The organism is Ignavibacteriales bacterium, assembly GCA_026390795.1.
Lineage (GTDB): Bacteria > Bacteroidota > Ignavibacteria > Ignavibacteriales > Melioribacteraceae > Fen-1258.
The window spans coordinates 2,406,679-2,418,360 of the sequence record JAPLFG010000003.1 but is presented as its reverse complement, the minus strand read 5'-3'; the positions used below and the strand labels follow the sequence as shown (position 1 = coordinate 2,418,360).

Annotated in this window: 14 protein-coding genes; 4 read left to right on the top strand and 10 right to left on the bottom strand. The window is 37.0% G+C overall.

The genetic code is table 11. The features are described 5' to 3' along the window. Positions 1-71: 71 nt before the first annotated feature. The gene (gene bshA / locus NTX65_14045) at positions 72-1,199 is read left to right on the top strand and encodes an N-acetyl-alpha-D-glucosaminyl L-malate synthase BshA (GenBank protein ID MCX6170463.1); all 1,128 of its coding nucleotides are present in this window, start codon (positions 72-74) and stop codon (positions 1,197-1,199) included. Between the two features lie 96 nt (positions 1,200-1,295). On the opposite strand, the gene NTX65_14040 is transcribed toward bshA, so the two are convergent. From NTX65_14040 to galE, 3 genes are read right to left on the bottom strand one after another with little or no spacing between them, the layout of a single operon-like run. Continuing rightward, positions 1,296-2,624: a UDP-glucose/GDP-mannose dehydrogenase family protein gene (locus NTX65_14040; protein MCX6170462.1), complete on the bottom strand. Its 1,329-nt coding sequence runs from the start codon at positions 2,622-2,624 to the stop codon at positions 1,296-1,298. A 17-nt stretch (positions 2,625-2,641) separates the two neighbouring features. After that, positions 2,642-3,190 (bottom strand): dTDP-4-dehydrorhamnose 3,5-epimerase, encoded by a 549-nt coding sequence (gene rfbC / locus NTX65_14035; GenBank protein ID MCX6170461.1) that lies wholly within the window; start codon positions 3,188-3,190, stop codon positions 2,642-2,644. Between the two features lie 8 nt (positions 3,191-3,198). After that, positions 3,199-4,173 carry a UDP-glucose 4-epimerase GalE gene (galE, locus tag NTX65_14030; GenBank protein MCX6170460.1) on the bottom strand — a complete coding sequence of 325 codons (975 nt, stop codon included), beginning with the start codon at positions 4,171-4,173 and terminating at the stop codon, positions 3,199-3,201. Between the two features lie 138 nt (positions 4,174-4,311). Between galE and NTX65_14025 the strand changes: the two genes are divergently transcribed. Genes NTX65_14025 through NTX65_14015 form a run of 3 tightly spaced genes read left to right on the top strand, consistent with a single transcriptional unit; the run spans position 4,312 to position 6,185 of the window. Next, a complete protein-coding gene (locus NTX65_14025; GenBank protein ID MCX6170459.1) occupies positions 4,312-4,635 on the top strand; it encodes a carboxymuconolactone decarboxylase family protein in 324 nt (107 codons plus the stop codon). Between the two features lie 7 nt (positions 4,636-4,642). After that, positions 4,643-5,716: a hypothetical protein gene (locus NTX65_14020; protein MCX6170458.1), complete on the top strand. Its 1,074-nt coding sequence runs from the start codon at positions 4,643-4,645 to the stop codon at positions 5,714-5,716. Beyond that, entirely contained in the window at positions 5,709-6,185 is a 477-nt protein-coding gene (locus NTX65_14015; GenBank protein ID MCX6170457.1) for a hypothetical protein, read from the top strand. The genes NTX65_14020 and NTX65_14015 overlap by 8 nt, the downstream gene beginning before the upstream one ends. Before the next feature lie 53 nt (positions 6,186-6,238). On the opposite strand, the gene NTX65_14010 is transcribed toward NTX65_14015, so the two are convergent. From NTX65_14010 to NTX65_13980, 7 genes are all read right to left on the bottom strand, one after another. Further along, entirely contained in the window at positions 6,239-7,504 is a 1,266-nt protein-coding gene (locus NTX65_14010) for an outer membrane protein transport protein (GenBank protein MCX6170456.1), read from the bottom strand. Between the two features lie 285 nt (positions 7,505-7,789). Beyond that, entirely contained in the window at positions 7,790-8,458 is a 669-nt protein-coding gene (locus NTX65_14005; GenBank protein MCX6170455.1) for a rhodanese-like domain-containing protein, read from the bottom strand. Next, positions 8,455-9,057: a YeeE/YedE thiosulfate transporter family protein gene (locus NTX65_14000; GenBank protein MCX6170454.1), complete on the bottom strand. Its 603-nt coding sequence runs from the start codon at positions 9,055-9,057 to the stop codon at positions 8,455-8,457. Before NTX65_14000 ends, NTX65_14005 begins: the two co-directional genes overlap by 4 nt. After that, positions 9,054-9,608: a YeeE/YedE thiosulfate transporter family protein gene (locus NTX65_13995; GenBank protein MCX6170453.1), complete on the bottom strand. Its 555-nt coding sequence runs from the start codon at positions 9,606-9,608 to the stop codon at positions 9,054-9,056. The genes NTX65_14000 and NTX65_13995 overlap by 4 nt, the downstream gene beginning before the upstream one ends. Before the next feature lie 47 nt (positions 9,609-9,655). Beyond that, a complete protein-coding gene (nrfD, locus tag NTX65_13990) occupies positions 9,656-10,603 on the bottom strand; it encodes a polysulfide reductase NrfD (protein ID MCX6170452.1) in 948 nt (315 codons plus the stop codon). A gap of 67 nt (positions 10,604-10,670) precedes the next feature. Next, positions 10,671-10,985 carry a GIY-YIG nuclease family protein gene (locus NTX65_13985; GenBank protein ID MCX6170451.1) on the bottom strand — a complete coding sequence of 105 codons (315 nt, stop codon included), beginning with the start codon at positions 10,983-10,985 and terminating at the stop codon, positions 10,671-10,673. A 156-nt stretch (positions 10,986-11,141) separates the two neighbouring features. Continuing rightward, complete coding sequence (locus tag NTX65_13980; protein ID MCX6170450.1) at positions 11,142-11,681, bottom strand: 4Fe-4S dicluster domain-containing protein; 540 nt, start codon at positions 11,679-11,681, stop codon at positions 11,142-11,144. Between the last annotated feature and the right edge of the window lies 1 nt (position 11,682).

The following is an 11,682-nucleotide window of genomic DNA, read 5'->3' as shown; positions in this document are numbered from 1 at the left end:
TAATTATAAACGTAGTTGTTTAGATATAAAATAGTGAATTATATTCATATCAATAAAGATAGAAAGACAGAATGAAAATTGGAATTACGTGTTACCCCACTTACGGCGGCAGCGGCGTTGTAGCAACAGAATTGGGTTTAGCTTTAGCGGCACTTGGACATCAAGTTCATTTTATCAGCTACGCCATTCCTCATAGACTAACCGGATTTTATGAAAATGTTTTCTTTCACGAAGTAGAACTTAGCACCTATCCATTGTTTGAACATTCTCTGTATGATTTAGCTTTGACAAGCAAGATGCTGGAAGTATTTGAATTCGAGGACTTGGATTTGATGCATGTACATTACGCAATACCGCACGCAGTTAGCGCATACCTTGCTCAACAAGTTTTACGCAAGTCAGGTAAAAATTTAAAATTCATTACAACACTGCATGGAACCGATATTACTCTTGTTGGTCTTGAACCTTCATTTATGCCGCTCGTAAAATTCAGCATCGAAGAGAGCAACGGCGTAACTACAGTTTCCCGTTTTTTAAAAGAGAAGACGCTGACTAATTATAACATCAAAAAAGAAATTGAGGTTATCTATAACTTCATTGATATTGATAAATATAAGAATCAAGAGAGTGAAGTTTTCCGTAAACATATAGCACCAAACGACGAAAAAGTTTTGGTTCATACTTCAAATTTCCGGCAAGTTAAAAGAGTTGCCGATACAATCCGGGTTCTAGAAAAAGTGAAAAAAGAAATTCCAACGAAATTAGTACTTGTGGGTGATGGTCCAGAAAGATCGGATTGCGAACGTCTTGCAAGAGAACTCGATTTGCAGAAAGATGTTGTATTTCTTGGCAAGCAGGATGGTCTTGTAGAAATTTTGAATGCGGCGGATCTATTTCTGATGCCGTCTCAATCAGAAAGTTTTGGATTATCTGCACTAGAGGCAATGGCGTGCGGCGTTCCGGTTGTTAGTACCTCTGTTGGCGGTTTGCCGGAATTAAATATTCACAACGAAACCGGTTATATTGCAGAGATTGGAGATATTGACCGGATGGCAAAGTACGCAATTGAATTACTGACAAACGAGAAACGGTATAAATCGTTTTCAAAAAATTCCCGTGACCGTGCAGTTAATAATTTTGATAAGAATTTAATTGTACCGAAGTATGTTGAGTATTATGAAAAGGTTCTAAATTCATAATGTCACTCTGAGATTATACTTTAGTATGAACAAGGAATCTCAAAATTGAAAATTGAGAAGTTTTTCATTTAAGCACGTATGAAGGTCGCTCAGAATTTATATTCCTACCGGTTTTCTTCCAATGCTGAAATACACAAATCCTAACTCCGCCATCTTTTTTGTATCAAAAATATTTCTACCATCGAAAATTATTGAAGATTTTAATTCGGATTTGATACGGTCGAAATCCGGATTGCGAAATTCATTCCACTCGGTCAAAGTAAGAAGAGCATCTGCATTTTTTAGAACTGCATACTGATCTTGTGAATATTCAAGAATGTCATCCAAATAATATTTAGCATTATCCATAGCTGCAGGATCATAAGCAGAAACTTTGGCACCAAGCCGCACTAATTCTTTGATGATTGTGATAGATGGTGCATCACGCATATCGTCTGTATTCGGTTTGAAAGCCAGTCCCCAGACTGCAAATTTTTTACCTTTTATATCACGGTCAAAATGTTTCAAAACCTTTTTTATAAGAATTAGTTTTTGAAGTTTATTTACTTCATCAACAACTTTGAGTAATCGAATTGGTGAGTTGTGTTCTTCCGAAGTTTTAATTAATGCATTTACATCTTTCGGAAAGCAAGAGCCTCCATATCCAATACCCGGAAAAAGAAATCTTTTTCCTATTCTAGTATCGGCGCCAATTCCCTTCCTTACCAAATCAACGTTTGCGCCAACAGATTCGCAAAAATTTGCAAGTTCATTCATATAAGTGATGCGCATTGCTAGGTATGAATTAGCCGCATACTTAGTTACTTCGGAACTTTCCGGATCCATTTCCAATATCGGGTTTCCTTGCCGTACGAAAGGTTCATAGAGCGCACACATTTTTTCGAAAACTTTTTGAGTCCGTGTTCCAACAACAATTCTATCGGGTTTCATAAAATCATCAACTGCAAATCCTTCGCGTAAGAACTCCGGATTAGAGACAACCTCAAAATATTTGATTCCATACTTTTCAATAATTCTTGTCAATCTGGCAGAGGTTCCGACAGGCACAGTGCTTTTATTTACGATAATCTTAAAATCCTTAGTCCCGGAAGTCTTTAGGATATTTCCAATCTCTTCAACAACTCCAAAAACATATTTAAGTTCAGCGGAACCGTCTTCATCCTGTGGAGTTGGTAGGCAGAGAAAAATTACCTCAGATTCAATGACAGCTTTTTTTAGATCGTCGGTGAAGATTATTCTTTTCTTCTCAACATTTCGATGGAACAGCATTTCCAAACCGGGTTCATAAATTGGAATTTCCCCGGCATTCAACTTCTGTAATTTATCTTGATTGTTATCAACACAAATAACCTGGTTGCCCATCTCTGCAAAACACGTTCCGCTTACAAGCCCAACATAACCTGTTCCGATAACTGATAAATTCATTTTTGACCCCGTGAATATTAGTAGAGAAAATCTTTTTCTATTTCTTTAAAAAGTTTTGCTTGTAAATCTTTTTCGGAGACGATCGGTTTATCAACTTTCCAATCAATTTTAAGATCAGAATCGTTGAACAGAATTGCGCGCTCAGATTGTTTGTTGTAGAGCGCCGAACATTTATAACTAAAAATCGCTGAATCTGAAAGGACAGAAAAACCGTGAGCAAATCCGGGAGGAATCCACAACTGATTTTTTATTTCCTCATTTAGCTCAACAGCAAAATACTTACCGAATGTTGGGGATCCGAATCGAATATCAACAGCAATATCTAACACTTTTCCCACAACCACACTGCATAACTTACCTTGAGCATATTCACCAATTTGATAATGCAATCCACGGACAGTTCCTTTTGATGATTTGGAAATGTTATCCTGAACAAATGATTTATTAATTCCGCCATTTATAAATTTTTCCAGGTTGAATGCTTCAAAAAAATAACCGCGTTCGTCTTGAAAAACATCGGGTTTAACCACAATCAACCCGTCTATAAAAGTTTTTTCGAATATCAATCTTTACCTCAGTATTTTGGATTTTGGTGCCAGCGCCATGCTGTTTGGATAATTTCTTCAATAGAATATTTTGGTGACCAATTTAAAAGATCTTTTGCTTTTTTATTATCGGCTACAAGTACTGCCGGATCTCCGGCACGTCTTCCAACAATTTCAAATGGAATTACTTTTTTAGTAATATTTTTTGCTTTCTCAATTATTTCAAGAACTGAATTCCCTTTTCCTGTGCCTAAATTAATTATTGCTGATTCGCTTCCGCTGTTCAAATAATTTATTGATTTCAAATGTGCGTCCGCTAAATCGCTCACATGAATGTAATCGCGGATACATGTACCATCTTTTGTTTCGTAATCATTTCCAAAGACAGAAACTTTTTTTCTTACGCCTAATGCAGCTTGTAATATTATCGGAATTAAATGCGGTTCAGGATTGTGGCTTTCTCCAATTGAACCTGATGAATTGGCACCCGCAGCATTGAAATAACGCAATGCAATGTGTCTCATTCCGTTAGCAATTTCAAAATCTTTCAATATCGTTTCAATCATCAATTTAGTATTTGCATATGGATTTATCGGATTCGACGGCTGATCTTCCGATATCGGTACTTTAGAAGGATTACCGTAGATAGAACATGTGGAAGAGAAAACAAAATTTTTAACACCATTCTCCGCACATAACCTGATCAAATTCAAACTACCGACAACATTGTTTTGATAATAAATTCCTGGGTTCTCGACTGATTCTCCCACGTATGCATATGCGGCAAAATGAACTACCGCTTCCGGTAAATAAGTTCGAATTGTGTGAGCAAGGGCTTCTGTGTCTAGAATGTCAATATCTTCAAACAGAACATTTTGAGGAACAGCTTCAATATGTCCGCGCAACAAATTATCAACTACAAGAGGTTGATGCCCTTGATCGATAAGGAGTTTAACAAAATGCGAACCGATATATCCGGCGCCCCCTGTAACAAGTACTTTCAATAATACCTCGATACATTTTATTGATTCAAAAATACAAAAACTTTTCAATTAGAATGACCGATTATTGTTTCGCATTATCAAATTGCAGGAACAACATTTTTGGATTAATTTGCAATCGACAATAAAAATGAGGTCGGGATGTCAACTCTTCCCAAAAGATTTGAAAGATTTCTTAAAGAATATCCTGAGGTTGCGGTTGCATACGAAATGCTCGGGGACGCAATTCACAAAGAAGGTTCTCTTACCGAAAAGGAACGTACGTTGGTAAAACTTGCGATTTCTGCCGGAGCTAAAATGGAAGGTGCTGTTCATGCTCAGGTTAGAAAAGCTCTAAAAGCTAAACTAACAAAAAAGGAAATTCGTCAGGTTGCACTCCTTTCGATTCCAACTATTGGATTCCCATCCTCTATGGCAGTTATGAGCTGGATGGATGATATCCTAGATAAGAAGAAAGGCAAATAAAAATATTTTGCAAACTGAAAAACCTCTAGTAGAACTTAAAAATATTTTTGATGAGACGACTCCCTTAAAAGTTCAACGTATTGTTGCTCTTTGGGGATTTAGTGAAGCGGCATTCGGCGGAATACTTCATGCGCTAAAAATTCCATTCACTGGATTATTTCTTGGCTGTGCGGCGGTAATTTTTATTACTCTAATAGCTCATTATTCAAATGATAAGTTAGCAATTCTGAGAGCCACGTTAATCGTAATATTAGTGAAAGCATTTGTCAGCCCTTACTCTCCAATAACGGCATATTTTGCGGTAGCGCTTCAAGGAGTTCTTGGTTATTTATTTTTTTCGCTGATCAAGTATGAACGTGCGGCAGCGCTGCTTCTTGGTTTTTTTTCTTTACTTTTTTCGGCCTTGCAAAAATTAATTTTTCTCTCTTTGATATTCGGTACGGGCTTATGGAAATCCATTGACCTATTCGTTGATTTTGTTTTGTCGCAAATTCCCATTTTTAAGCAGTCTACAACTTTCAGCTTTAGTATAATATTAATTTCAATTTATGCAGGTATTCATATATTCTCGGGAATTTATATCGGAATAAAAGCCGCACTAATTCCGCGTTGGCTTATATCGAAATCGGAATCATTTGAGAAAATGAAAATTGACTTTGCAGAAAACGAAGACTATTTCAAAAAATCAAAGAAGAAGAAACGCTGGTTTAAGAGATCCTCGGGAATTTTATTGTTTTTATTCTTATTTGGATTGATGATTCTTTCGTTTTACTTTCCTCAGCTTGGTAAAAATCGCGCTTATGAAATTATGTTCACTTTGGTGAGAGCAATTGTAATAACGTTCTTCTGGTTTTCGATTATCTCTCCATTCGTTATAAAACATTTCAAAAAATTTCTTGAAAAGAAAAATTTTAGGCATGCTTCTGAGATGAACGAAGTAACCGCATTGTTCCCCGGTTTTAAGCAGATAATAAATTTCTGCTGGAGAATCTCTTCATTGAAAAAAGGAACAAAAAGAATTAGAAAATTTTTCTCGGATTCTCTTGCACTTTTACTTTTAGCGGAAATTAAAATTGACTAAAAAAATTTTCATACTTACAGGAGCGTTCCATTCCGGCAAAACAACTCGCTTGATGCATTGGGCGGCATCACAGAAAAAAATTGACGGTATCTTCCAACCCGTTATTGATGACAAGCGATTCATATATCACATTTCTTCCCGGACATTAAAATCCTTAGAAGTTCCGTCAACAACAAAAGATGAACTTATAATTAAAATCGGAAAATATTTTTTTAGCAAAGAAACATTTTCATGGGCACAAGAAAAATTACTCGATTGTTTGAGTAAAGATCTGAACTGGCTTGTGATCGATGAGATCGGTCCGCTTGAACTTGAGAGCAAAGGGCTGGAACCTGCTGTTTCAAAGATTTTGAATGAATTCGAAAAGTATGATGGAAAGATTTTGTGTGTTGTTAGGGGCTCAATAATTGATAAATTTGTTGAGCATTACAAACTTGAGAATAAATTTACTCTGTTTGATTTCGATTAATATTAAAAACATGAGCAAGAAAATCTTGCCCATGCCTTTAAACATTTTCTTTATTAGAAACTAAATGCGTACCCAAATTCCAATTGCCACTGGCTCATTTTTAAAACAATAGTTTGAAGACCCGGTGCTTCTAATGGATTAGCACCAGCAACTTCTTTTGGCAAAGCATACATAAAAGCAACATTCAATTCATTCGTTTTAGTAATCATCTTAGATACACCAAAAGTTAGATGGCTCTCAATGACTCCAGGTGCAAGAATATTAAACATTACTTCCGTTTCTGATATTGGTTCTTTGCCATAAGAAAATCCGCCCATAAAGGTCCAATCTTGAATGCCTTTATACATCACACCAAATTTATAAATTGTCATATTCTTCCAACCGAATCCCGCTCCGTTGTCAGCGCCTAAAGGTGCAGTCATTATATTTGGAATCATTGGATTGTTAATTGATCTTACTGCGCTGTAAAGTATTTGTCGGACATCAAAAGCAAATGTGAAATCTTTTATGACATCTGTTGCAATACCTACAACCCAGTTTGCAGGTACATCAAAATCACCTTTCTCTGCAAATAATCCTTTGTAACCGTCAAATGCGCTCATGCTCATTTTTGTTTGATATGAAGCACCGATCATAAAATGATCTGCATATGTTCCTTGATAACCAACACGTACCCCAAAACCAGATGATGTGCTGACTCTATTGCCTGTTAAGCTTTTGGAGTCACTTGAAAACATTGAGAATGCTGCCAATCCTTTTGCCGCAAATCTTTGATAACCGAATAATCCAGTTATTCCAAGAGATTGATTAGCATCAACTTTTGCTGCAAAGGTCAAACCAATAAACATTTGTTCAATATTAACTCCGGTTCCAGGAGATGAAGGATCTCCAAAAATTTGTTTTGGATAATCCGAGTTCATTCCACCATTACCATAAAACATTAATCCTAAAGCCATATTATCTTGAACCTTATAATTTACACCCAAGGTTGGCATATAGAAATAATTTGATTCACTTTCAGTTGTTCCGGGCATTAATCCAAATGTTCCCGGATAACCGGATGGGTTTCCTGTAACTGTGAACTGACGAGCAGGACTGAAAACTGCAAAGTCGACATCAAAACGATTTCCTAATGACGCTAAACTTGCCGGGTTTGTTGCAGCTCCTATAGAACTTAATGATAAAGCTGAACCTGCACCTGCTAGTGCGGAATATTTAATTCCGAAACCATGACGAAAATATCCATCGGTTGCAAAAATACTTTGGCTCATAAATGAAAATACCGCTAAGACAAGAAGAAATCTGAAATGCTTTTTCATCTTTGTACCTCTTTGTGATTTTTTTTTGAATACGTAATTAAGTAACACTGTGAACTATTTGAATCTATTCTTTCAGATCAATTCTTCTTATACTCTTTTCCAAAAAGAGCGAGACCAATAGATTCATCCAACACAGACGGCATGCTCATGTGATTCATAAAAAAAATCTTTTGATTGACTTTCAAAACCAATCTTTATTCAAGCAATCCGAACTTTTATATTACAATCATGTTCAAAAAGTAAAATTATTTTGATCATGATCTTGCACATAATCTTGTTCTTTCTTTAGCAACCTTCTTTCTTTTTCTTTACAGCTTTTCCACCAACAGCGGGAGTAGAAAGTTTTGGCAATACCGGAGTTGTTGGTTTTATAGTTGGCGAAGCCGCCGATGTTGTCTGTTCTGCTGTTGCTAATTGAGGCGTACCGCCAAAGTATGCGCTAATCTGTTTTGCTTTTTCAAATGCTGCTGTTTGTTCCGGTGTTGCATTTAATGCTAGCTTCGGAAATAAAATTTGATTTTTCCATTCATTCAATCCGCCGGAAAGAATATAGACACCTTTATAATTACTGCTCTTTAGTACAAACCAAGCTTGTGCTGCAGATATGTCATCAATACCATAAAGAAGAATAGTTTGATTTCTCATTAATCCTGAACCGAGCAAATCTTCCATCCTAATATTAACTGAAGTAGGAATGTTGTATTCGGAATATTCTTTTTCATTTCTTAAATCCACTAAAGTAAAATCCGATTTTTCTTTGATCAGCCAATCCGCTAAAGTCATTACATCAATTTTGTCTTGATCTTTAACGGTTGATAGTGCCATCTCTTTCGCATTTACATAAATTTTATTATCGTCTGTTGGATTAGCTATAAAGAGCGCGATAATTCCTAGAAAAGCAGCAGCCATCGCTAATTTTTTTGATCTGCTTAGTTTCATAAACCATTCTTTCATTCTATACCTCTTCCGCTTTTCTTTGCTAATTTTCTTTCTCCCCATTGAGCTGCCGCAAAAGCACCTAATGCCATTGCAACAACTAAGAAAACAACCATTCCGTGTGAAAGTCCAAGGAAACCGGGAAGAGTGACTCTTCCCATGTTAGTCGAATTATAAAATCCTTCTAACAGCGGGAACATTTCTCCAAAGACAAAGATGCCGAAGAAAATTCCTAACAAGTAAACTAAACCGTCGATTCTTCCTGTTGAAGCTGAGACAACAGATGTGCCGGGGCAATATCCGCCGATTACAAATCCCATCCCGAGTATCAATCCGCCAACTATTTGAGGAAGTATGTAAGTATCGCCAACATAAACAAGAGAAAGATCAAGCCAGCCCAACCAGGCGAAGTAAAATAATCCAAGCATTGCGGTAACAATTGCGGTGAACATCACTTTTAAAACACGCATATTATAGAAATAAAACTGCGCGGCAAGAATTCTGGCATTTCCAAATCCGCCTCGTTCAAGTGCGAAGCCAAAGCCAATGCCGATAATAAATGCTACGACCAAACTGAAATCGAAGCCGAAGTAATCAAATTTAAAATAGGGCATCATAACCATTGCCTCCTTACGAAAAATGCAACAGCATAACCACCGCCGAATACTGCTAACATGAAAGCCCAGCCGCCAAGACTAAGTAATGCACCGCCTGTAAGTGCTAATCCGCTCGTGCATCCACGCGCCAACTTTGCGCCGAAACCCATTATTGATCCGCCAACAAAAGCATAAATCAATCTTGTTCTTACGGAAACATTTGGACCTTTTTCTGTTGTACGTTTAATTCTGTGTGCGAGAGAACCGGAAATAAATCCCCCGACAACAACACCAATAACTTCAAATAAGAGCCAATCTTTAAGAGGATTTGTAGTTCCATCGCCTATGTACTCTTTATAAAAATTATTTGAAGCAGCATGTTCGGGCGCAACTTTTTCAACACCTACTGCAACAAGAGTTGAAACTGCTCCGGAAGCTCCGAGCCCACGTCCCATAATTAAAAATGCTGCAAGTAGAACAAGTCCTAAACCAACGCCGGTAACGTAGGGATTCGAATACGGCTTCGGCTCATGATGTTTTTCTACATGAGATTTTTCTTTTTGTGAATTCATAAATACTCCATCGTTTTAATCTTTTTTGAACTTCAATTGAATCTTTCTTAATTAAAATGAGCATTGAGATAATGACTGTACTGTCCCGCAGCAACAATTATAAATCGTAATATCAATCCGCCCAGAATTACCATTATCGGTGCGATAGGTGTATGATTAATTTTATGATTAACTGCCAAGAGTTGAATAATGAGTGGCACAACCAAGCCCATTCCAACTACAAAAACCCAGAAAGGAGCTGTGTAAGGACCGCCTAGTAAAAGTTGCGCAGCTTGAATTTGAGCTTGTGAAGAAGTTGCAAGACCGATCAGCATAAGGACTATTACAAACATTTCTATCACTATAAATCCGTTATCGGCTTTAGCAAGTAATTCCCTTTCTTGAACATTTTTTGCAATCATATGAACGAAAGCTGCGGCAGTGGACAATCCGGAGATAAGAAAAAGAACCCAAAGAATTGAAGTATTCCACAAAGGACGTGAGCCCATGGCACTTAGCAGAACGCCGGTGTAAACACCAAGCATACCGCCAAGCAGCATATTTCCAATTCCAATATTTTGTATTAGGTGCGGTCGTGAATTGATGTAATCGGTAATTTTATTTACTTGAGGGAAACGATTCGCAAGAAATGACGGAGGCACCATAATCATATTTGCAAATATCAAAGGATAAACCAAAATCAAAATCCAAGCACCCCATGACATTGGTGAGGAGATCTTGAAAGTTGTGTAAAGTCGCCACACAAAAAGTTTATGCTCTAAATCGAGGAAGAGAGCACCAAGTCCCAAACTTAAAAACACAATACTTATTAACGGGATATAATTAGCAATACTATCCGAATTTTTATGTTTCTCTTTAAATAAAAAATAACCCGCTATGATCATCATCCCGGCAACCATTCCGCCGAGAAAAAGATAAACAGGAATCTCCCAACCCCATACTGCTGTGAAAGGATCAATCTGCGGATTGTGCCGTGTTGTTGTTAATTCTTGCATTTCTTACTCCTTTAATTCTGAGCGTAGCGAAGAATCTCCTACTACATCGCTAGCATAAATCTAACTTTTATTTGTTTTCTTCTTTCCCCATTAGCTCATCAAGCCATGGTTTACTTAAGTCTTCCCAATTTGGATTTTGTATTTCAACCAATTTTATTTTCTTGTCTCTAATCCAACCTTTCAATTGTTTCTCTCTTCTAATTGCTGATACCTTGTTTGCTACTTCCTCGAAGTAAACTAGGCAATCCACATTGTACTTTGCCGTAAATCCAATATTCATTTTGTTTTTATGTTCGTAAACTCGTCTTGAGATGTCATTTGTCATTCCGACATAAAGTACTTTTGCTTTGCTGCTCATTATGTAGACGTAATATTTGTCCACAATTATTATTCTGAACCCGATGAAATCGGGTGAAGAATCTCCCAACAATTATTTTGAAAACATTTTTTCTTTTTTTCCATTTTTGAATTGGTGTTCCCATTTCAGAATCTCTAACTTTTTTTGTTAGGAGATTCTTCGTCACTTCGTTCCTCAGAATTATATGAGATAAAAAATTCTAGGTTGCGTCCCGGCTTCAGGAATTAATTGATGATTTTTTCTTGAAGCTATCAATCGGCATACTTCACTATTCGGATCATCAAGATCGCCGAAATACATACAATGGGTTGGGCATACGGAAACGCATGCCGGCAATTCTCCTTTTTCAACTCTGTGAATGCAGAAGGTACATTTATCAGCGTAACCTTCGGGATTGATGAAACGTGCATCATAAGGACAAGCCGCAAGGCATGCTTTACAACCAATGCACATATTATGTTCAACCAAAACTACTTTCCCAATATCGTGAATATGGCTGGCTCCGGTTGGACAGCACGCAACGCATGGAGTATTATCGCAATGGTTGCATCTCTGAGATTGAATTTCAAGATTCACACTTGGAAATTTTCCATTAGCCACAGTTACAATCCAATCTCTATTGTGTCCTTCGGGCACATTATTTTCAGTTTTACATGCAACAACGCAATCCATACATCCGACACATTTTTTTGTATCTATCACCATTCCATATCTTGCCATG